This is a genomic window from Bacillus sp. YH3-2-B2, from assembly GCF_053663335.1.
This window is the reverse complement of record NZ_JBSJQE010000001.1, coordinates 973,881-995,616: the sequence shown is the minus strand read 5'-3', so window position 1 is coordinate 995,616 and position 21,736 is coordinate 973,881. Positions and strand designations below refer to the sequence as shown.

Below are 21,736 nucleotides of genomic sequence, written 5' to 3'. Positions count from 1 at the left end.
TTAGAATATGTATCCACTTTTATATTCTCTTCACAATTTCTAGTTTACATAATATATATTCTAGGAAGTTATGAAGAGGAATGAATTATAAGTCTCATAAATCAAGTATACTTTAGTTATTGAGACAAAGAAGAGAAATTTATAACTGCAATAATCGCACATTGTGTTATTGCAGTTACACGTATAAAAATGTTTACAGCGTTAGTTTTGATTCAGCTGAAAAACCTAACGCAAAAGCAAGCTTGAACAGCCGCCAGCCAGAGCACTGCCGCGAAATAAAATCCGGCTCTGAGCCCAGCCAATCATTAAAAAATCCCGCAACCAAGGTCCCCCGAAAATACCGAGTGCATAAAGCGCCTGGTATGCCCCATCGATGTTGCTCTCATGCCCGCCGGAACAGACTCAATCGACATTCCAATATGCCGTCGTGAAGCCAAACATTGCCGTAAAAATCATGCCATGGGCTAAAATGGACAAAAACAAGATTTTCAGCAGGGACATCTGCCCGGCTGCCATCATCATGCCGCTCAATGTAGGAATCTTTGCATGAGAAAAAACCGCCTGATGAACAGACGGCTCTGCAGCTTGTTATTTGCTTCGGTTACCTGCGGAAGCATGAGTGATCCGATAATGCACAGTTAAAAATTTCAGTCCGAACAGCCACATATGATGAACGGCCTTCAGGCTTGTTTCGCTCTGGGCTGAAATAAGAAATGTCTCTGCCAGCGGGAGATGACACGTCCCCCATTTCGTCTGGAGATAAATCCCTTCATCACCCGCTCCGCTTTTTCGCCGTCTGCTTGTCAAAACAAGATTCTGCTTACGCGCATAAGGCTTTAAAATGCCCGTCATTTGGCCGTACGGCAGCGGAAGAGAGATATTCATGTATCCTTCCCCTTTTGCCCTGTACGCTGAATACAGCGCAGTAAAAACGGTTTCCTGCTTTTCATTTGTTCTGATCCACGCCCGGACATTTTTTCTGCCGTCTTTGTCAGAGTCAACTCCTATAATATCACTGTGCATGATATACCAATCCGGATTCATGGACAGATGAATCTGCCCCGCTCTTCTGCTGAACGGCTCGTACACGCGCGCGAACGGGCGAAACCATCCGCTCCACGTCACTTTTGCCATGATGTCATAATCAATTGTCTTTTCATAAAAGGAAATAACGGCCGGCGCCAGCTTTTCAGTTGAAAAGTCTTCAGAATGCAGTTCTCTCAGCTGATCCTGAAGGCCGGTATAATGGATGTCATTTGCTGCATGAATGTCAGTCAAAAAATCTTTGCCTATCGGTCCCTTCCCGTAAATTCTGCTGAACGTTCTTTCACTGTTCTCATCGAACGGTCTAGGATTTTCTATTCTCCACCCCGCCAAAGCCGGCAGGATAACACCGAATGCATTGACGGCCCCATGAATCCAAATCATCTGGCTGATCGTGAGCGTTGCCTCCTCGCGGTAGACACCGTACGAATATATCAAAGAAAAAGCAATTGTGATCATTAACACAGCCGAAGAACTCCTGATCAAGATCCTGCCTGTTTTCGTAACAAACGGCGCCTTAAAGACGAGATATGCATTTACATACAGACCCGCCAGGTACAGAGCGACAGCAATCACATCAAGTGTCTTTGAAAATGTAATCCCCAAGGCAATAAGGAGCGGCGAAATCAAAATAATGACCGTGCTCCACCGGTAAAGTACGCGTTTCTCCCGTATGATCCTGCCGAGCAATCCGTTAAAGATCGGAATGAGAAAAGCGGAATAGTGAAAGTGCACCGCCGTCAGCAGAACGATAAGCGGGCCGAAATTCATGACGGGAATCTCAAGGACATATGCGAAGAACCAGAATCCGCCCCCGGCCAAATAAATGAAACCCGCCATAACAGACATCTCTTCTGTTCTGTGAATATTTGTTTTCATCAGCCGCCGGACAGCATACAGTGCCAGTCCAAGCGTATAAATGAGCCACACAAAGGCAAAAAAACTGAAGCCTGTGACAAACGCAAGCACCGCACATAAAGCGGCAACAGGATAACTCCGTAACAACACATTCTCTAAGGTCTTTGACGGCCGAAAAGCAAAGCAGAATACAGCGGGAACGAAAAAAAGTACGGAAAATAAAACAAACGTCTCAGCAGCTGATATATGCGGAGCTTCAGCCGCCGCAAATCCAAAAAAGCAAATCACACTGACCATGAGATGACGCTTCAGCATGTTTCTCCCTCTGTTTCCCGGAAAGTCCCCCGGTAAGAGAAAAGCGTGCCGAGTATCCGGTTTTTCACATGAACCTTTATGCTGAAGCAATTCATTTCCTCATCATAAGCCTCATAAACGGTTGAATTCCCGCACAGCCATGCCGGAAGCGGGATTTTCTTTCCGCCTATCAGGAGCCACTGCCTTCCGGATGTAATAACAAGCCCTCCGTCTGAAGACGCTTCTAAATGCAGTTCAGACAGTAGGATGTGAGGTTTGCCGAAGTAATCAAGAATTCTGTTTTCCCGCTCATCATATTCCATGACCGCATCAAAAAAACGCGTTTTGCCTTTAAAGAAAAAGGTACGATTCCATTCCACGCCATTTTGCCTGTTTTTGTTTTCAATAGTGAAAGGGATATCGTTTCCCCTCTCTGAGAAAAAACATCTGAAAAAAACACCGGTCTTTAAAAGCATTCTGACAAGAAAAGAACCTCCCTTTATTTCTGACATAACGCCTTCTCCGCAAAACGTGCGTGATCCGTCAAATCTGTACCGTTTCTGCAGCATCGGGTGCAGTGATTGATAATGAGTAATCGCTTTTTCATACATTGAATCCGTCATTTCACTTCTCTCTTTCGTTTTGTATGCCAGGCGCTCGGCAGCTTGAGCTTAAGAATCATGCCGGCTATCGTAAGGACTCCTAAAGAGATCAAGAATCCGCCGCCGGAATATAACAGTGCCGTTACACAAAAGAAGACTGACTGCCCGGCGTGAATCAGCCACTTTCTCCGCATGGGAAGCAGCCATAATACCCCTAACCCTGTCTCCAGCGCTCCCCTCACGATCTCTGCATCGGCACAGCCATCATGAAAGCCTTGAAAAAACCAATACAGACTGAATACGAGGCACATACAGACATAGACAAATCCGAAACGGACTGATATCTTTGGATGTCTGTTTTGTTCTATCCAAAGCCGCAACGCATCAAAGCTCCATGCGGTAGCCCAGCTTAGCAGAGGACGAAATAAAAACCGGTCTATCCAACTTCCCGGCAGACCGCGGGCCGTTTCATATTGATATTGAGTCAAAAATGAGGTTTGTCCGTTATCCCGCTCTATATACTTCCAGTAGCCCCTGCCTTCTTTTATAAGTGACAGCGGATGATCAGAGACAAAAGCGAGCGAAGACACTCTTTCTGACGAGCGAGGCCTTATGTCACCTATTGATTCGCCTGTGCCGGATACCTTCAGCCCAAAACCGATTCGTGTTTCATATAGAAATCTCTGCGGTTCATCTGGCAGCCTATGAAGATATGTAATGTCAGAAAAACGCAGATCCCATTCCTTATGAAGATGCGGGTTTTGCGTATATTCCCAAAGCGTTTCTATATCAGATGCAATATTGATTTCGACATATATCGGCTTCTGTTTCATGCCCCCTCCTCTTCCCTTCTTTTGTAAACAATTCCTATATTATCATAGGAACAGATCAAGCGGCAGAACGAAAAGGCCATCCCGTTATCGGCAGGACAGCCTCAGTGGCTTTGATGACTTACGAATAAGGTATCGTATCTTTTTTATCTTCAGAAGCGGTTTGAATGATAATCGGGCGCACGAAACGGATTACCGCAGCCGAGGCCAAAACGGCTAATCCGCCTGCAAGCAAAAACGCCCCTGAGAATGATCCGCTTTTATCCGCGATAAAGCCGGTTAAAGCAGGCCCGATAATACCGGCCGTGTTTGCAAGAAAATGCATAAAGCCGCCGACTGACCCGACATTCCTTTGATCAACCACATCGTGAATCACCGCCCAATAGATAGAGCCCGTTATATATAAAAAGAAGACTGATAAAGCAACGAGAATAACGGCACTTACGGTAGTGGTAACAAGTCCGGCAAATCCGATCAGTACAGCGGAAGCGAACAGGCAAGTGACAAGAATGACTTTCCGTGAGAACAAAACCCCTTTTCCGGCGGTTTTTTTGTATACATAATCAGAAATCATTCCGCCTGCCGCCAAACCGATAAATCCAAGAATCCAGGGAATAACAGTCACCACGCTCATAAATTCAACACTTAAACCGCGTTCTTTCACCAGATAGCTCGGAAACCATGTTAAGAAGAAAAATAAGATGTAATTGTAGGCGAAAAAGGCAAAAGCCGTGAAGAGAACCGTTTTTTGTTTCAAATAAAAGGTCATCGGGATATGCTGCTCATGCGATTGAATCGCCGCTTTCATTGCCGGGGCGTCTTCCGTCTGTGCCGGCCGTTCTTTGACAAATTTAAACCAGATAAACGCCCAGACTAAACCCACGATCATGATCAGGACAAAGGAAACCTTCCAGCTGAATGCCACAGCAATCATCCCGACAATCGGGCCGGAAATCGCTCCGCCGAGCGGCGTGCCGCTGTTTGTCAGGCCGATGACCGTGGCGCGCTGAGACGGAGGAAACCAATTGTTGACCATTTTGCTTATGGCAGCCGACAGCGGCCCCTCGCCCATACCGAATAAAACACGGATAATCAAAAGACTTACAAATCCGAAAGCAAGCGCAACCGCCCCGCTGAAAAGAGACCAAACGATCATCGCCGTACACAATGTCAATTTAGCCCCGTACCGGTCAGATGCAACACCGCCGAGAAAGTTAAACACAGCGTATCCGACAGAAAAACTGCTGAAAATCAGCCCCATTTGGGTTGCAGACAATGTGAGATCCTGCTGTATGAACGGCGCTGCAATAGACAGCGCTGAGCGGTCTAAATAGTTAATCACCCCGGCTGAAAATAAAAGAAGAATAATAGGGAATCTATCCTTTGAGAACATAAAATCCCTCCCTCTTATTTCATAATATTCAGATATTTAAATTGCCGGAGTAAACCGGTTTATGCAATGCAATGAAACCGGTTATCCGGATTGCCTTGCGAGAAGCGCCGGTTTATAGCGGTGAATCCGTTTTTCACCGCTATCTTTTTCTTGTATCTGGCGAAGAAGAAGGCTTCCCGCTTTTCGAGCCATTTCTGCCGCAGGCTGGACGATCGTCGTAATCGGCGGAGTAAAAAAACCCGCAAAAGGAACTTCATCAATTCCGATGACGGCTGCCTTATCAGGAATTGTCATATCATGCTCCTTCATATACTTCAGCACCTCAACAAGAACAATATCGTTTGCCGCCAATATCGCTTTCGGAGGCTCCTGAAGTGAGAACAGCTCTGACAAAATATTGGAAATATCAGCCGCATCGGCTGTTTTGATATATTCATTCCGCACCATCATTCCGTGGCGGTCAAGCGCCTTTTTATACCCTTCAATCCGCTCTACCCTCGGACTGATTTCCCGAATAATGGACGTCGTAATAATCGCGATTCTCTTAATGCCGCTCTCGATAAACCGGTCAACGGCAAGACCGGCTGCATGATGGTTATCAAGCATCACTGTCGGAATCCCGAGTTCTTCAATGGTTCTGTCCATAAACACAACCGGAAACGTATCGCGTTTCATCTTTTCATATAAAGAGAGATTTTCGCCCGTCGGAAAAATAATAATTCCGTCCACCTGCTTGGCCCTGAGCATTTCAATATATTTCTTTTCTTTTTCCGGTTCATCATCCGCATTGCAGACAATAATATGAAATCCTTGTTCATGAAAATAGTCTTCAACCGCCCTGATGACCTGAGTGGAAAAGGTGTGAAGAATATTAGCCACCACCACACCTACCGTAAATGTTGATTTCTGTTTTAAGCTGCGGGCGACGAAATTCGGCTGATAGTTCAGCTCTTGAATGGCCGCTTCTATTTTTTGTTTCGTTTTCTCGCTCATATAGTCATAGCGCTGATTTAAAAATTGAGATACGGTGCTTTTAGATACGTTTGCATATTTCGCCACATCAGAAATTGTAATGGTTTTCATAGACTCATCCCCGTCTGTCTTCATTTTTCACTAGTATAAGACAGAAGTAAATCGTTTACAATCTGACAGGGACATGGATTCTGTCACACTCCGGAATAAGCCATAAAACCTCCGTCGACGGGAACGGTGACCCCGGTGACAAAGCCTGAGCATGAATCATCCGAAAGCCACAGGAGCGTTCCCAGAAGGTCTTCCGGTTTCCCGAAACGTTTCATCGGTGTATGTGCCATAATCTTATTGGATCGGTCTGTCAGACTTCCATCTTCCTGTAATAACAACTCACGGTTTTGCGCAGTCAAAAAGAAACCCGGAGCGATGGCATTCACCCGCAGCCCTTTTTTTGCGAAATGAACAGCCATCCACATCGTAAAATTCTGAACCGCCGCCTTAGCCGCGCTGTAGGCAGGCACCTTTGTCATCGGTGTATACGCGCTCATAGAAGAAATATTAATAATCGCGGGACATTCCGCCTTCAAAAGGTCTTTTCCAAACACTTGCGATGCCAGAAATGCACCGGTAAAGTTGCTTGAAAATACGCTGGAAAATCCCGTTTCGTCCATATCAAAAAATGATGGGCTCTGCTCATCCTCTTCATACGTCTCATTGGCAGTGATCGCATCCGGGTGGTTTCCCCCGGCTCCGTTAATTAAAAGATTGACAGAACCGAACCGGCTGATAATCTCGTCTTTTGCCTTTTCGAGCGAATCACGGGCTGAAACATCAGCCGGTACAGAAACCGCGGTTCCTCCAGCGTCAGCAATCTCGCCCGCCGCACGCTCTGCTTTATCAGCATTCCGGCTGACGATCGCAATTTTCATCCCCTGCCGTGAAAGCTCCTTTGCCATTGCTGAACAGAGAACACCGCTCCCGCCTGTTATGACAGCGGTTCTTCCTGATAAACGTTCATGAATCGGTCTCATCCTTCCACCTCTTTCTCATGAGACGAGAACGCATCCCACAGTCCGTTCAAGTACATAATTCCTAAGGCACGATCATATAAACCATAGCCCGGCCGGCATTGTTCGCCCCAGATATGACGGCCGTGATCAGGCCGTACATATCCTTTGTAGCCTTGGCCGTGCAATTCTTTTACCACACCGGTAATATCAATGGACCCATCACTGGTAAGATGCGAAGTTTCCGTAAAATCACCGTTATCATAGATTTTCACATTTCGTATATGGGCAAACGGCGCAGCTCCCGCATAGTGTTTGGCGATCTTCACCATATCATTGGCGGGATCCGCTCCCATCGAACCCGTGCACAACGTAATACAGTTGGCGGGTGAATCTGAAATCTCTCGCAGCTTTTCATAACTTTTCTCACCGGTGATAATACGGGGCAGGCCAAAAATTGACCAGGGCGGATCATCCGGATGAATGGCCATTTGAATGCCGTGTTCCTCCGCTACAGGAAGGATTTCATGTAAAAAGAATTCTAGATTGGCCCAAAGCTGTTTTTCACCGACCGTTTGATAGGCCTCAAACAGTTCCTTGATCCGGGCCATTTTCTCCGGCTCCCACCCGGGAAGCGTCAAATCAGAAGATTTCTCAACCGTGCGGATCAGTTCCTCCGGAGGCAGACTTTCCACTTTCGCTTTTTCAAAAAACAAAGCGGTTGACCCATCCTCCAGCGCGCGGAACATATCGGTACGCGTCCAGTCAAATATCGGCATGAAATTGTAACAGATGACTTTCACGCCGAATTCGGACAGATTGCGAATGGTCTGTTTATAGTGTTCGATATATTGTCCGCGTTCTTCATGGCCGAGTTTAATGGCTTCATGAACATTCACGCTTTCCACGACCTCTGCATGAAACCCATAGGATTGAATGAATCTGACTTCCGCTTCAATGTCCTCCTTTTCCCATACTTCGCCCGCGGGCTTCTGGTGAAGAGCCCAGACGATGCCTTTGACCCCGGGAATTTGTCTGACATGTTCAAGAGTCACCGTATCATTACCTTGGCCATACCAGCGAAACGTGATATTCATGTTACACCCCCGTATATTCGTTTTTTCGGCAGACGTATTCTTTGCTGAGGGATACGGCAGCTTCATAGCCGCCCTTTTGATATGCTTTTATCAAGTCACTTCCCACTCCGACCGCGACCGCTCCGGCAGAAAGCCAGTCATTCATGCTGTTTAATGAGATACCCCCGGTCGGCATAATGCGGACATTCGGCAGAGGGCCGTTGACCGACTTGATAAATGAGGGATTAAACGAATTAGCGGGGAACAGCTTTACCACATCACATCCGGCTTCGAGCGCCAAAGCCATATCAGACACGCTCATGCATCCCGGAAGATACGGTACGCTGTACTGGTTGCATAGAGATGCTATCTCTTTTACAAAATGAGAGCTGACGATAAATGAGGCGCCTGATAAAATGGCGTGTCTCGCTGTTTCGGTATCCATTACAGAACCGGCTCCAAGAAGAATATCTTGATGCCGGAGTTCCTTAAAGACATCTTCCACTTCAGGAGTTGTGTATGTAAGCTCAATGGCGCTGATACCTCCTGAAATGGCCGCTTTTGAAACTTCAAGCGCCTCTTGGCTGTTTTGTCCCCTTATGACAGCCACCACTTGTGCATGCAGAAGTTTTTCGTAAATGGCGTACTTAGGCAGCATTCTCGCTCCTCCTTTAATCAAACGTAATGATTGCTTTTCCCACCTTGCCCGGGTGCTGTTCGATCAACTGAAATGCTTGATGGACGTCATCTGCTGAAAATGTATGTGTAATAAGACCGCCATGCGTTAACAGGCCTTTATTCAGTAAGTCTGTAATGTACGGAAACTGATTCGTCTGCAATCTTGAACCGGTGATCGTGACTTCCTTTTTTGTGATCGGAAGCTGAGAAATGCCGGCAGTCCTCTCATCAAAACCTAGCACAACCACATGACCGGCCGGAGACACCGCGTCAATGGACGTTTCAAACGTTGAGGGGAGACAGACAGCATCAATGACGACATTGGCGCCTTCATTTTTTGTCCATTCGTTCACCCGCAAAACGGGATCTTCTTTTTGCGCGTTGACAGTAACGTCCGCACCGTTTTTTTCAGCGAATGCTAAGCGTTCATCATTCAAGTCGGTTATCATGACGGAAGCGCCTTTGAACTTTGCCATTTTTAATATGCAGATTCCGATTGGTCCCGCTCCTTGAATCAAAACGGTATCTTCCTTCTCGACACGGCCTCTCCAAACGGCCTGGGCGCCGATCGTATATGGTTCTGCCATGACCGCTTCCTCCCAAGGCAGATCGGGCGAAACAGCATGCAGCAGCTTTTCCGGAAGCACGATATATTCCCGCATCCCGCCATCTTCATGAACGCCGAACACCGAAAGCGCTTTGCAGACGTTCGGACGTCCTTTCCGGCAGGCATAGCATGTTCCGCAATAAGATATCGGTTCAATCACTACCCGGTCACCCGGCTTGAAACGCCGGACATGAGAACCGGTCTTTGCGACTTCCCCTGTGACTTCATGTCCGATTACTCTCGGCAGGGAAGCTAACGGATTTGTCCCATGATAAATATGCAAATCTGATCCGCAAATTCCGACCCGCTTCACCTTGACAAGAACATCATCCGCGTGGACAACAGACGGTTTCTCACATTCCGTCACCCTCAGATCAAATGCTTTCCGTACTTGAACCGCTTTCATTTTTTCACCCGCTTTTTAAGTTGTGCTTGCTACCGTTCAATCACAGTCTCTTTGTTTACAAATGACAAAACCTCTTCTAGGCAGGGAAGCCCTTCATTGTCACCGGAAACTGTGGTGACGAGCGCACCGACTGCATTTGCAAACTCCAGACGTTTTTCCGGTTCAAAACCATGCAAATAACTGTACAGGTAGCCGGCATTAAAGCCGTCACCCGCTCCTACCGTGTCAACAGGCGCAACCAGGAAAGCCTCTTTGTGAACCCACTTATGATCATGATACAGCGCAGAACCTGCTTCACCGTCTTTTATAACAAGCTGACTGATTGAATAGCTCTCTGCAAACCGGGCTAATGCTTCATTTTCTCCTATACCTGTCAGCTGTTTCATTTCGTCCCGGCCCGCCAGAAGAATATCAGTATGCGGAAAGATTTGATGAAATGCCGCACGCGCCTCCTCAATCGTCCACAGCTTCAGCCTGATATTCGGATCAAAAGATACGGGAATCTTTCTTGCTTTGGCGATGGAAAGCACTCTTTCAGCAATTTCAAGATTTTTCTTATCAAGTGCGAGGAACACACCGGTAAGATGAACGATGTGAATGCCGGCAAACATATTCTCTGTTATATCTTCCGGTGCAAGAGTCAGAATTGGTGAATTGAAACGATAGTAAAACGTCTTGCCTGAACCGTCATTTCTGATCTCTTTGACATTTAAAGATGTAGGAAAGCCTTCAACATAGGAGACGTCAGTCACATCAATTCCTTCTCCTTTGGCAAACTGATAAATCACTCTGCCGAACTCATCCTTCCCCAGTCTGCTGACCCACTTTGAGTGCAGGTTCAATCTGGCGCATGCAATCGCAAAATTCAGTTCAGCTCCTCCTGCTTTTCGTTCAAAATGGGTAACAAAACGCAAAGGTCCTGTGCTTGCGGGATTTAAGGTGATCATCGCATCACCGATCGTAAAAATGCCATAATCAGAAGCCACATCAATACTCCTTTCCTTTAAGACTAAATCGGTTTGGTAAACCGGTTTAGTTAAACTTTATATGAAAGCCCTTACATACACAAGAGAAAAATACAATAAATTCAAAAAAATCTGTTTTCAGTAAAAATAACCCGGTTTTTCACATAAAAAACCCCTCACAACAAAATGTAAGGGGTTTTTTTGAAAATTGTATGCATGTTTCCTCAGTTAGCAGTCTTACGTTCAGGGCTTGTACCTTCTTCTTCCGCCCATGTTTCAATATGCTGGAGCTCCGGGGTATTCTCGGCTTTGAATACAGGATCAAGACCTTTTTTGCGCTGAGCGGCATAATCCTTATAGATCTTGTAGGCTACATTACTCAGCAGTAAGATTGCCACTAAGTTAATGAGAGCCAAGAGTCCCATAAACAAGTTTGCCATGTCCCAGACGATCTGGAAGTCAGCCAAACATCCGTATACCACCATCACTACGACGAATACGCGGTAAATATTAAGCCATGTTTTGCTTGTTTTAATAAATTCGATATTCGTTTCACCATAGTAATAGTTGCCGACGACTGAGCTGAATGCGAATAAAAACATCGCAATCGCAATAAATGTCGGCGCCCATCCGCCGAGATGGTGCTGCAGTGCGGCTTGCGTCACTTGGATGCCGTCGCCTTTAGGCGTAAAGCTGTACAATAAAATGATAAAAGCAGTCGATGTACAAACGATAAACGTATCAAAGAACACGCCGAGGGTCTGAATTAATCCCTGCTTAGCCGGATGCGACACATGTGCAGCTGCTGCCGCATTCGGCGCGCTTCCCATTCCCGCTTCGTTTGAAAACAGGCCGCGCTGCGCTCCGATAATAATGATGCTTCCTAAGCTTCCGCCGACGATCTGCTCAAAACCGAACGCATTTTTCACAATCGTAACAAGCAGCTCAGGTACCGCCGAGATATTTACAATCACGACATACAGCGCGATCAGAATATACATTCCCGCCATAACCGGAACGATTAATTGCGAGACGGAAACAACACGCTTCAGACCGCCGAATATAATGAAAGCCGTTAATACAGCTAAAATGATTGCGATAACTGTTTTATTCACATGGAACGCTTCGTCAAACGCCACAGAAATCGTATTTGACTGCACGGCGTTAAAGATAAGTCCGAAAGAAACGGTAATCAATACGGCGAATAAAATACCGAGCCAGCGGGCGCCCAGACCCTTTGCCATGTAATATGCCGGACCGCCGCGGAATTCGTCACCGGAACGCACTTTATACAGCTGCGCCAAAGTGCTTTCCACAAAGCTGGAAGCCATACCGACAATCGCTACGATCCACATCCAAAATACTGCGCCGGGACCGCCTGTTGCAATCGCCAGCGCGACGCCGGTCAAGTTTCCGGTTCCGACACGAGAAGCGGCTGAGATAAAGAATGCCTGCATTGAAGACACTCCTTTATTTCCTTGCGGCTTCTCCCCGACGATTCTGAACATTTCAAAAAAGTACTGGAATTGAATAAAGCGAAAACGGAACGTAAAGTACAATCCGATCCCGACTAAAATATAAACAAGATACTTCCAAATAAAATCATTTGGAACATTTATGATTTCACTGATGAAAGCCTCCATGTTTAACCTCCCTTTTACATATCTTTTACTGTCATTTTTGCTGCATATGTTAGATCTTTTAACACAACGGGTATTATTATATCACAACAACAGTGGTTGAGAAGTTTTTTTAAGAAAATGTTTCGGTTTCTTCATCACATCTTTTGCTGTCATGCCCCGTTTTTTATCTTACAGCCTGAAAAATGTTGTCACGTTATAAGGAATGCGTGCATATCATAACAAATAGGTCTTTAAGAAAAAAGAGATGAAAAGATGGATGGAATGGTATATACTTAACCAGGATAATAATTTTTTAAATTTAATAAATGTGTTTACTTTACATTTAAATTAGGGTATTATAATAAAAATATTCAGACTTATGAAGGGAGGAGAACATTTGAAAAAAATCTTGTTTTTAAAAGCCTCTATTTTATTTTTAGCGATTGCAAGCTTTCATTTGCTCTCCATTCCCCATGCGTTTGATACCGCTCATCATTTTAAAGCGGTAGCCGACCAGCAGGAAATGCACGAAATGAAGGCCGGCCAAAATGCTGATGATGAGAAAAAATCGCTGACGGGCTCATATATCTTGACGGCGCTTTTTGCCGCTTCTGTCTCACTGATCGTGATATCAGACAGGAGACGCCCCGCCTCCTGGAGAAGACAGCGAAAGAAAAGCTTTTTAATCGCTAAATTTTATCAGTCCTCGTATTTCGATGAGCTTCATGTTCAACATCGCCTATCTATGTAACATAAAATGAGGAGGTTGTTAAACATGTTGTTTATCTTACGAATGGTGATTTTAGGGTTGTTTTCATTCACTGCGTTGAATTTATTTGTATGGCAGGGAATCGAAGTCATTCACGCTATCACTGACTTATTCGGCAGCCATGAAAGCTAAATAGTAAAACCTCCGCTCAATGAGCGGAGGTTTTTTATTTTTACTCTTAAACATCGTATGCAGGGATACGCCATACATCTGTTACCGGCCCTGTCTCATCTTCATCGGTAAAGAAGGAGCCGTTGCTGTATCGGTCATTCGACCGCAAGGACTTCACGGCGATTTCGATTCTCTCGCCTTTTTCTGTTTCCGCAGCGATCATGTCGGCTAAAGCGCACGCGAATACGCCGACTGCCCGATGCGGGTTCTTTTTAAGCTCACGCAGCATGATGACACCGCGTTTCGCCCTGGATGTTTTTTCGAATTCAGATAGGTTCATCCGTTTGATCGCTCCCCGCTGTGTGACGAGGACGAGCGAATCTGTTTCATGCAGAATTTGCCCTGATACGACGGTATCACCGTCTTTTAAATTTATGCCCTTTACGCCGGCCGCACGGGCACCGACTACATTTACTTCATCTTCACCGAACCATAAACCGTACCCGAGGCGGGTGGCGATAAACAGCTGGCTGCCGCCGTCTGTGACATGAACATCAATCAGCTCATCATCCCCTTTAAGGTTAAGGGCAACAAGCGCTTTCGAGTAACGCTGCGCTTTGTAATGCGTCATTTCAGTTCTTTTCACCATGCCGTTTTTCGTCATGAACAATAAATATGAAGATGGATCAAATTCTTTTACCGGTATAGCTTTCACGATGGTTTCATCACGGTCAATCGTGATGATGTTCGTTACGTGCTGCCCCATGTCTTTCCACCTGATATCGGGAAGCTGGTGAACCGGGCAATAAACATAGCTTCCCTTATTGGTAAAGAGCAGGAGAACATCCGTTGTATTCATTTCAAATTGGTGAATCAGTCTGTCAGTATCCTTCATACCGAAATCCTGGCCGTTAGAAGCGGCAAATGACCGCTGGCTTGTTCGTTTTACATAGCCGTCTTTTGTGACTGTCACATATACGTCCTCAGAGGCAACCATGACTTCAAGATTGATTTTAATTTCCTCAATCTTTTCTTCAATGACAGACCGTCTGCTGTCAGCATAGGTCTTTTTCAATTTTTTCAGGCTGCTTGTAATGACTTTTAACAGCTTTTTATCATGACTTAAAATGGCTTCGAGCTCCTGAATTTTCTTGCTGAGCTCTTCCGCTTCCTCTTTTAGCGCCGTAATATCCGTGTTTGTCAGACGATACAGTTGCAAGGATACGATCGCTTCGGCCTGCGGCTCCGTAAATGCGAATTTAGAAATTAAGTTTTGTTTCGCATCTTTCTTGTCGCTGCTTGCCCGGATGACCGCTATGACCTCATCTAACACAGACAGCGCCTTCATCAGTCCTTCAACGATGTGATGCCGCTCTTTTGCTTTTTGTAATTCAAAGACGGAGCGGTTTGTCACCACTTCCTTCTGATGGGAAATATACGCATCCAGGATGGCCGTAAGACTCATCAGCATCGGCCGGCGGTTATGTATGGCGACCATATTAAAGTTATATGTTGTCTGCAGATCAGTGTTTTTATATAAGAAATTCAGGATGCCTTTTGCATCGGCTTCTTTCTTTAACTCAACGACCACCCGGAGCCCCGTGCGGTCAGTTTCATCCCTGACTTCAGAAATGCCTTCGACTTTTTTGTCTATGCGGTATTCGTCCATTTTCTTAACGAGATTGGCTTTGTTTACTTCAAACGGAATTTCTGTAATGACGATTTGCTCCCGTCCGCCTCTTACGGATTCCACTTCAGCCTTGCCGCGGATAATAATTTTGCCTTTACCGGTTTCATAAGCCTTCCGAATGCCGTCGACTCCTTGAATAATGCCTCCTGTCGGAAAGTCAGGCCCTTTAATCACCTGCATCAAGTCATCGACGGTGCAATCCGGAGATTCAATCCGTTTAATGACGGCATCAATGACCTCACCCAGATGATGAGGGGGAATATCAGTCGCATAGCCCGCTGAAATCCCGGTGGATCCGTTGACAAGCAAGTTAGGGAACATGGCGGGCAAAACAACCGGCTCTTTACTGGTGTCATCAAAGTTCGGAACGAATTCAACCGTATTTTTATCAATATCACGCAAAAGCTCTGACGCGATAGAAGATAATCTCGCTTCCGTATAACGCATGGCAGCCGGCGGATCACCGTCAATGCTTCCATTGTTGCCGTGCATCTCAATCAGCACATTCCGCACTTTCCAATCCTGGCTCATCCGCACCATCGCTTCATAAACGGAGCTGTCACCGTGCGGATGATAATTACCGATAACGTTTCCGACCGTTTTCGCCGCTTTACGGAAATTTTTATCGAATGTATTTCCGTCTGCGTGCATGGCGTATAAAATTCTCCGCTGCACCGGCTTTAAACCGTCACGAGCGTCGGGCAGCGCCCTGTCTTGAATAATGTATTTACTGTAGCGTCCGAAACGGTCGCCGATTACTTCTTCTAACGGTAAATCATGAAATAATTCTGGCTGTGCCACTATTAAACCTCCTCAGCGACCGACAAGTTTTCATTTTCCAAAATATTGCTTTCCTCATCTAATCCGAAGGCAACATTCTTTTCAATCCATTTTCTTCTCGGTTCTACTTTGTCTCCCATTAATGTCGTTACACGGCGCTCTACCCGTGCCGCATCGTCGATTTTGACTCTGACGAGCGTTCGCGATTCGGGATTCATCGTCGTTTCCCAGAGCTGGTCTGCGTTCATTTCTCCCAGACCTTTATAGCGCTGGATGGTATACCCTTTGCCGACTTTCTTTAAAACGCCGTCCATTTCTTCGTCGGACCAAGCATATTCAATAATCTCTTTCTTGCCGCTTCCTTTGCTCACTTTGTAAAGAGGCGGAAGGGCGATGAAGACTTTTCCATGCTCGATTAAAGGTTTCATATAGCGGTAGAAAAACGTTAACAGCAAGACTTGAATGTGCGCGCCGTCGGTATCCGCGTCCGTCATGATGATGATCTTGTCATAGTTGATGTCGTCTATATCAAAATCTGCGCCGACACCGCCGCCGATCGCATGAATAATCGTATTGATTTCTTCATTTTTGAAGATGTCTGCAAGCTTTGCTTTCTCTGTATTGATGACCTTTCCGCGAAGGGGCAGCACGGCTTGGAATTTCCGGTCTCTTCCCTGTTTTGCAGAACCTCCCGCAGAGTCTCCCTCCACAAGATACAATTCATTCTTCGCCGGATTTCTGGAACCGGCCGGTGTAAGTTTTCCGCTCAGCGTCGCTTCTGATTTTTTGCGCTTTTTGCCGCTTCTCGCTTCTTCTCTCGCTTTACGGGCCGCTTCACGGGCCTGACTTGCTTTAATCGCTTTTTTGACAAGCAGGGTTGCCGTATCGCGGTTTTCTTCCAAGAAATAAGCAAGATTCTCAGAAATGACGGCATCCGCGGCGGATCTCGCCTCACTTGTGCCGAGCTTCCCTTTCGTCTGGCCTTCAAATTGCAGCAGTTCCTCCGGGATACGCACGGAAATGATTGCGGACAAACCTTCCCTGATATCGGCGCCTTCAAGGTTCTTGTCTTTCTCTTTTAAAAGGGCGACCTTTCGCGCATACTCGTTAAACGCTCTTGTCATTGCCGTTTTGGCTCCTGATTCGTGGGTGCCGCCGTCCTTTGTTCTGACGTTATTAACGAATGACAGCATATTTTCTGAATACCCGTCATTAAACTGAAACGCGAAATCGACTTCAATATCATGATGCTCGCCTTCAAAGGAAACGACTTCGCATAAAGCGTCTTTTTCCTCGTTTAAATAAGCGACAAATGCTTCAATTCCGTTCTCATAATAAAATACTTCTTTTACGCCGTTCCGTTCATCAATTAATTCTATTTTCAAACCTTTTAACAAGAAAGCCGATTCGCGCAGACGTTCTGACAGCGTGTCAAAATTATAAACCGTTGCGCTGAACATTGACGGATCAGGTTTAAAATGGGTAAGCGTTCCCGTTTTTTTGGTCGTTCCGATTTTTTCAAGTGAAGTCACGGGCTTGCCGCCGTTTTCAAACCGCTGTTTATAAACATATCCGTCACGCTCAATAGTAACTGTCAGCCACTCCGATAATGCGTTTACGACAGATGCGCCGACACCATGCAGACCGCCGCTTGTTTTATAGCCGCCCTGTCCGAATTTCCCCCCGGCATGCAGCACGGTGAAAATAACTTCCGGCGTCGGCTTTCCGAGCTTATGCATCCCGGTCGGCATTCCGCGTCCTCTGTCCTGTACAGAGATGCTGTTGTCCTTATGTATCGTTACGATAATATGATCTCCGTAGCCGGCAAGAACTTCATCGACGGAATTGTCGACGATCTCATATACCAGATGGTGCAGGCCGCGTGCGTCCGTCGAACCGATGTACATTCCCGGTCGTTTTCTGACGGCTTCCAGGCCTTCAAGCACCTGTATGGCATCTTCGTTGTAATCAAATTGCTGTTTTCTAGCCAAACGTACAAACCCCTTTCAAAAAACCTGCTCTTAATCATTCTCTTTTTTAAATGATTTCATGTCTTTGTTTTTTAGTATGCGCAAGCTTCGGTCCAATTCTCCTCGGACTCACAATTATAACCAATATGCTTGATTTCGCAACATATTTAAGCGAATGGCTCGTTTTTTTAGGCCGCAAGACATACATTCGAACGGCTTTTCATCTTTTTGGTGCCCTTTTCGGCAGATAAGAACATGAGTTCGCTTTCTATTATATAGCTTTATGCCGGCCATCGCAAACAGACTGCAAACCCCTGTATAAAGGGGTTTCTAAAAAAGCTGTTCATGCTTTATTGTATCTGTTTCATCATCATACGCAAAGAGTATTCTTTCAATAAAAAAGCAAAAACCCCTGATTTGCCAAGGATTTTTGCCTTTTTTGTTCCTATTTTATAACAGCGCGGGCGACTTTTATACATAAATCCATAACAGCCGTCCGTCCTTTGTCTGTAATCATGCGATACGCTTCTTCATTTGCAAGGCCCTGCTGCGCCCAAAAAACGGGAGCGTCCGTCTGTAAAAATTCTTCAGCAACGCCGGGAAGCTGCTCAGAGCGTCTGAACACATTCACGATATCAATCGGCCCCTCCACGTCTTTTAATGAAGCAACGGCTTTAACGCCAAGCGCCTCATCAATCGTTGGGTTGACGGGAATAATTTCATACCCTTCATCCTGCATCGCTTTGGAAACCATGTAAGAAGTCCGATCGGGACGGTCTGACAGCCCGACGACTGCGATCCGTTTGCTCCGGTCCAGAATTTCTTTAATCTCTGATTTTGAAGGATTTTGCATCTTTACCATCTCCTTTTGATATATTGTACATGACCGCTTCGCCGGAATCAAAAAAAGCGCTTTGTCAGCTTAATTCTCAAAAAACTTGTCATCAGACGGTAACAACTCGTGTTAAAATAGAGTGAAGGGACATTGAAAAGGAGAAATGTAGATGTTGATTGCTTTATTGATTATTTTGGCCTATGTAATAGGCAGCATCCCGTCAGGTTTAGTCGTAGGCAAACTTGCGAAAGGGATCGATATTAGAGAACACGGAAGCGGCAATTTGGGCGCTACAAATGCTTTTCGCACGCTTGGCGTTAAAGCGGGATCTGTCGTCGTCGCAGCCGATATTTTAAAAGGCACCCTGGCCGCAGCGCTCCCATATTTACTGCACGTCCCCATTCATCCTCTTCTCGCAGGGGTGGCAGCAGTGATCGGCCATGTATTCCCGGTGTTCGCAAAGTTTAAAGGAGGCAAAGCCGTAGCCACATCAGGGGGCGTCCTGCTGTTTTATGCTCCGCTGTTATTCGTTACGATGGTTGCAGTATTTTTCGTATTTTTATTCCTTACGAAATTTGTTTCTCTGTCTTCAATGTTAACAGGGATTTATACGATTATTTACTGTCTGTTTGTAAAAGACCCTTATTTATTAATCGTAGTGACGCTCTTGACCGCGTTTGTTATCTACAGACACAGGGCAAACATCAAACGGATTATAAACAAAACAGAACCGAAGATCAAATGGTTTTGATGAAACTTCAATTTTGACATCAAAATGCCATATGCGTTTATAATAGAGATAATTTCTTTATATGAGAAACAAAAAGGGAGTGTTCCGGATGAACATGAAAGTAACGAAAGGCGCGCTGGATTGGTACAAAGAAGAGCTCGATCTGGAAACAGGCGACCATGTCCGTTTCTTTGTCCGTTACGGGGGATGCAGCAACGTTCAGAAAGGCTTTTCTCTCGGCATTTTAAAAGACCGGCCGATGAACATCGGCACCAGCACGGAAGTTGAAGGCATTACCTTTTTTATTGAAGAAAGCGACTTATGGTACTTTGATAATCACGATTTGTCAGTCACATATTCAGATCAGGCAGAAGAGCCGGTATTTGATTACGTGTAAAAAAAAGAACGCAGCGGATGCGTTCTTTTTTTTACAGCCTGAACCTTTTGAGATGATCAGTCAGACGTTCTTTTTCTAATATGCTTCTTTGCGTATCACCGAGCAGGTCAAAGTGGGGAAATTCATTTTTATGGTGAATCCACTCCGGCTTCAGCCCGTACTCCGCTCCCCATCTGATCAGTTTATTGAGATCGCTTGAACCGGCCTTCGTCACGGTCTTAGCCTCCGGAAAGCGGTCGTCCAGCCAGTAATGCGTTAAAAAAGCGATTTTACCTTCCGATACATCCCGCTTCCATCTTTCCAGTTCCTTACGCGTAATTCCAAATGCCATAACTGCAGCCGCTCCTTATTTTTTTGCCTTTTCGTAAGCGGCATGCCAATCAGGAAAAGCCTTGCGAAACTGAATCGGTTTGAAGCTCTCTTTATCAACGCATATATGAGAGGATGTCGCTTTGATGGCAAGTTCTTGATCCGGATTATAGATGTGGTAGCCGTAAACGGTTTTAAATCCGTTATATTCTTCAATCCAAGTATGTACGACAGCCGTTTCTCCGTAGCGGAGCGGCTTTTTATAAGAAATGCTGATATCCAATACAGGGGACAGCACTCCTCTATCTTCCATATCTTTGTAAAGGAATCCGAGTTCCTTAATCAGCGCCGTTCTGCCGACCTCCATCCAGACTAAGTAATTGGCATGATAGACGATGCCCATTTGATCTGTTTCCGCATAACGCACTTCTATTTCTTTTTTTGACACACGCAACGTTCTCTGCTCCCTTTTTATCAGATTAGCCCCATTTTATCACAACGAGCCGGAAAGAGAAAAAAACCAGGTTTCCCTGGTTTTTATTATGATTGATAGCCGTTTTCTCTTGCAGCCGATTCATCCTGAATTTCACTGCGGAACGATTCAATGCTTTCATTGCGTCTGGCATTCTTCTCTTGAATGCGCTGTTTTTCCTCATCTGTCGCAAATTCCATTGATTCTTTCGCTTCTTCTATATTTTCAATTGTATTCTGCACCATATCCTGCAGCTTTTCAACGTTATCGGAACGGTCATCCGGATTCGGTTTTTGATCATTGTTTGTCATAATGTCTGCTCTCCTTTGATGATGTTATTCGCCTTTCGTCTGCATGACAATCGGATGTCCGTTTGACTTGTCATGAAACTTTTCCCCTTTATTGCGTTTATATTTAACGGGTTTTGTCCCTAAGTGGCTCGGAGCGTATTGCGGCTGGCCGTCTTTCTTGTTTATGCCCATGTTCATCCCTCCTTAAGAGTATATTTTGCAAAAGGAGGTGTAAACATGACTGCAAATTAAAGGTTATTTTTGTTTGAACCGCTGCTCCAGCTTTTCTTCAAGCTGATTCAAATATTCCGTATTGGTCATCAGCTCACGTTTATTTTCCATAACCAATTCATGAAAAGAACGTTTTCGCATTTTTTTCAATCTTCTCACCTCCGTGTTTTCATTCATTTTTTCCAATTTTTCAAAACCTAAGCCCTTTACAATAAAAAAACTGAACCTCTATTTGAGATCCAGTTTTTCTTTCATTTCTTTTTTTGTCATCGTGCCTACGCGAATGTGCTGAATGGTTCCTTTTTCGTCTAATATGTATGTTGTCGGATAAGAAAGCACGTTGAAATCCCCGTTAATTCCGCTTTTGTCAATCAGAATAGGAAAGGTCAGCTGATAATGATCAGCAAATGATTTCACAGCCTGTATATTTTTTTCAGAGGATGTAAAATTAACGGCTGCTACCGCAATATCAGGATATTCTTTCTGCAGCTCCTGCATATCGGGCATTTCCATTCTGCACGGCTTGCACCACGTCGCCCAGAAATTGAGGAGCACTTTTTTTCCTTTATAATCAGAAAGGGAGATACTTTTTCCTGACAATGTATCAAGTGTAAAGTCAGGGGCTTTCATCCCTTCTTCTGTCCCTTCTTTCGGACTTTTTTGCACAGAATAAATATTCCAGCCCGCATACACTAACAACCCGATAAGTAACATTCCGCCCAGCCATTTCGCAAGCATCTTAAGGCCTCCCGCATAAAAAGAGAGAAAGCAGACTGCTTTCTCTCCTTTGTTCATTCT

24 protein-coding genes are annotated in these 21,736 nt (G+C 45.3%); 4 read left to right on the top strand and 20 right to left on the bottom strand.

What is annotated here, in order from left to right; translation table 11 throughout:
* Window positions 1-588: 588 nt before the first annotated feature.
* The 11 genes from ACWJJX_RS04720 to ACWJJX_RS04670 form a co-directional block, all read right to left on the bottom strand.
* Window positions 589-2,217 (bottom strand): YndJ family protein, encoded by a 1,629-nt coding sequence (locus ACWJJX_RS04720; RefSeq protein WP_454022771.1) that lies wholly within the window; start codon window positions 2,215-2,217, stop codon window positions 589-591.
* The gene (locus ACWJJX_RS04715) at window positions 2,211-2,819 is read right to left on the bottom strand and encodes a DUF4166 domain-containing protein (protein WP_128574570.1); all 609 of its coding nucleotides are present in this window, start codon (window positions 2,817-2,819) and stop codon (window positions 2,211-2,213) included. The genes ACWJJX_RS04720 and ACWJJX_RS04715 overlap by 7 nt, the downstream gene beginning before the upstream one ends.
* The gene (locus tag ACWJJX_RS04710; RefSeq protein ID WP_168984955.1) at window positions 2,816-3,631 is read right to left on the bottom strand and encodes a hypothetical protein; all 816 of its coding nucleotides are present in this window, start codon (window positions 3,629-3,631) and stop codon (window positions 2,816-2,818) included. Before ACWJJX_RS04710 ends, ACWJJX_RS04715 begins: the two co-directional genes overlap by 4 nt.
* Window positions 3,632-3,749: 118 nt before the next feature.
* Window positions 3,750-5,021, bottom strand: coding sequence for an MFS transporter (locus tag ACWJJX_RS04705; protein ID WP_454022770.1), 1,272 nt, complete (start codon window positions 5,019-5,021; stop codon window positions 3,750-3,752).
* Between the two features lie 81 nt (window positions 5,022-5,102).
* On the bottom strand, window positions 5,103-6,104 hold the full coding sequence (locus tag ACWJJX_RS04700) for a substrate-binding domain-containing protein (RefSeq protein ID WP_069013578.1): 1,002 nt from the start codon (window positions 6,102-6,104) through the stop codon (window positions 5,103-5,105).
* A gap of 83 nt (window positions 6,105-6,187) precedes the next feature.
* The gene (locus tag ACWJJX_RS04695) at window positions 6,188-7,024 is read right to left on the bottom strand and encodes an SDR family oxidoreductase (protein WP_454022769.1); all 837 of its coding nucleotides are present in this window, start codon (window positions 7,022-7,024) and stop codon (window positions 6,188-6,190) included.
* Window positions 7,021-8,097, bottom strand: a complete 1,077-nt coding sequence (gene uxuA, locus ACWJJX_RS04690) for a mannonate dehydratase (protein WP_454022768.1) — start codon at window positions 8,095-8,097, stop codon at window positions 7,021-7,023. Before uxuA ends, ACWJJX_RS04695 begins: the two co-directional genes overlap by 4 nt.
* A 1-nt stretch (window position 8,098) precedes the next feature.
* Entirely contained in the window at window positions 8,099-8,734 is a 636-nt protein-coding gene (locus tag ACWJJX_RS04685; protein ID WP_076851242.1) for a bifunctional 2-keto-4-hydroxyglutarate aldolase/2-keto-3-deoxy-6-phosphogluconate aldolase, read from the bottom strand.
* Window positions 8,735-8,747: 13 nt separating this feature from the next.
* Window positions 8,748-9,767: a zinc-binding alcohol dehydrogenase family protein gene (locus ACWJJX_RS04680; protein WP_176283342.1), complete on the bottom strand. Its 1,020-nt coding sequence runs from the start codon at window positions 9,765-9,767 to the stop codon at window positions 8,748-8,750.
* A 29-nt stretch (window positions 9,768-9,796) separates the two neighbouring features.
* Window positions 9,797-10,753, bottom strand: a complete 957-nt coding sequence (locus ACWJJX_RS04675; protein WP_454022767.1) for a sugar kinase — start codon at window positions 10,751-10,753, stop codon at window positions 9,797-9,799.
* 203 nt (window positions 10,754-10,956) lie between these two features.
* Complete coding sequence (locus ACWJJX_RS04670; protein ID WP_071391774.1) at window positions 10,957-12,375, bottom strand: alanine/glycine:cation symporter family protein; 1,419 nt, start codon at window positions 12,373-12,375, stop codon at window positions 10,957-10,959.
* A gap of 376 nt (window positions 12,376-12,751) precedes the next feature.
* On the opposite strand from ACWJJX_RS04670, the gene ACWJJX_RS04665 reads away from it, so the two are divergent.
* Both ACWJJX_RS04665 and ACWJJX_RS04660 read left to right on the top strand, forming a co-directional pair.
* A complete protein-coding gene (locus ACWJJX_RS04665; RefSeq protein WP_102422674.1) occupies window positions 12,752-13,105 on the top strand; it encodes a hypothetical protein in 354 nt (117 codons plus the stop codon).
* Window positions 13,106-13,129: 24 nt separating this feature from the next.
* Window positions 13,130-13,255, top strand: coding sequence for a hypothetical protein (locus ACWJJX_RS04660; protein WP_003153957.1), 126 nt, complete (start codon window positions 13,130-13,132; stop codon window positions 13,253-13,255).
* A gap of 46 nt (window positions 13,256-13,301) precedes the next feature.
* Here the strand turns inward: ACWJJX_RS04660 and parC are convergent, their stop codons facing one another.
* The 3 genes from parC to ACWJJX_RS04645 form a co-directional block, all read right to left on the bottom strand.
* The gene (parC, locus tag ACWJJX_RS04655) at window positions 13,302-15,725 is read right to left on the bottom strand and encodes a DNA topoisomerase IV subunit A (RefSeq protein ID WP_077722388.1); all 2,424 of its coding nucleotides are present in this window, start codon (window positions 15,723-15,725) and stop codon (window positions 13,302-13,304) included.
* Window positions 15,726-15,727: 2 nt separating this feature from the next.
* Window positions 15,728-17,695 carry a DNA topoisomerase IV subunit B gene (gene parE / locus ACWJJX_RS04650; protein WP_014305073.1) on the bottom strand — a complete coding sequence of 656 codons (1,968 nt, stop codon included), beginning with the start codon at window positions 17,693-17,695 and terminating at the stop codon, window positions 15,728-15,730.
* A 424-nt stretch (window positions 17,696-18,119) separates the two neighbouring features.
* Window positions 18,120-18,527 carry a CoA-binding protein gene (locus ACWJJX_RS04645; RefSeq protein ID WP_007410316.1) on the bottom strand — a complete coding sequence of 136 codons (408 nt, stop codon included), beginning with the start codon at window positions 18,525-18,527 and terminating at the stop codon, window positions 18,120-18,122.
* A 151-nt stretch (window positions 18,528-18,678) separates the two neighbouring features.
* Here ACWJJX_RS04645 and plsY point away from each other — a divergent pair, with 151 nt between their 5' ends.
* Window positions 18,679-19,260 (top strand): glycerol-3-phosphate 1-O-acyltransferase PlsY, encoded by a 582-nt coding sequence (plsY, locus tag ACWJJX_RS04640; RefSeq protein WP_065180807.1) that lies wholly within the window; start codon window positions 18,679-18,681, stop codon window positions 19,258-19,260.
* Window positions 19,261-19,348: 88 nt separating this feature from the next.
* On the top strand, window positions 19,349-19,636 hold the full coding sequence (locus ACWJJX_RS04635) for a HesB/YadR/YfhF family protein (RefSeq protein WP_007410318.1): 288 nt from the start codon (window positions 19,349-19,351) through the stop codon (window positions 19,634-19,636).
* 31 nt (window positions 19,637-19,667) lie between these two features.
* Here ACWJJX_RS04635 and ACWJJX_RS04630 read toward each other — a convergent pair whose 3' ends face one another.
* From ACWJJX_RS04630 to ACWJJX_RS04605, 6 genes are all read right to left on the bottom strand, one after another.
* On the bottom strand, window positions 19,668-19,967 hold the full coding sequence (locus ACWJJX_RS04630; protein ID WP_007611759.1) for a hypothetical protein: 300 nt from the start codon (window positions 19,965-19,967) through the stop codon (window positions 19,668-19,670).
* 15 nt (window positions 19,968-19,982) lie between these two features.
* Window positions 19,983-20,399 (bottom strand): YbgC/FadM family acyl-CoA thioesterase, encoded by a 417-nt coding sequence (locus ACWJJX_RS04625; protein WP_077722385.1) that lies wholly within the window; start codon window positions 20,397-20,399, stop codon window positions 19,983-19,985.
* A gap of 86 nt (window positions 20,400-20,485) precedes the next feature.
* Window positions 20,486-20,728: a small acid-soluble spore protein Tlp gene (gene tlp / locus ACWJJX_RS04620; protein ID WP_003153975.1), complete on the bottom strand. Its 243-nt coding sequence runs from the start codon at window positions 20,726-20,728 to the stop codon at window positions 20,486-20,488.
* A gap of 24 nt (window positions 20,729-20,752) precedes the next feature.
* Entirely contained in the window at window positions 20,753-20,899 is a 147-nt protein-coding gene (locus tag ACWJJX_RS04615; protein WP_003153977.1) for an acid-soluble spore protein N, read from the bottom strand.
* A 63-nt stretch (window positions 20,900-20,962) separates the two neighbouring features.
* Window positions 20,963-21,088, bottom strand: a complete 126-nt coding sequence (locus tag ACWJJX_RS04610; protein ID WP_012117651.1) for an FbpB family small basic protein — start codon at window positions 21,086-21,088, stop codon at window positions 20,963-20,965.
* A 78-nt stretch (window positions 21,089-21,166) separates the two neighbouring features.
* On the bottom strand, window positions 21,167-21,676 hold the full coding sequence (locus ACWJJX_RS04605) for a TlpA family protein disulfide reductase (protein WP_003153980.1): 510 nt from the start codon (window positions 21,674-21,676) through the stop codon (window positions 21,167-21,169).
* Window positions 21,677-21,736 lie beyond the last annotated feature (60 nt).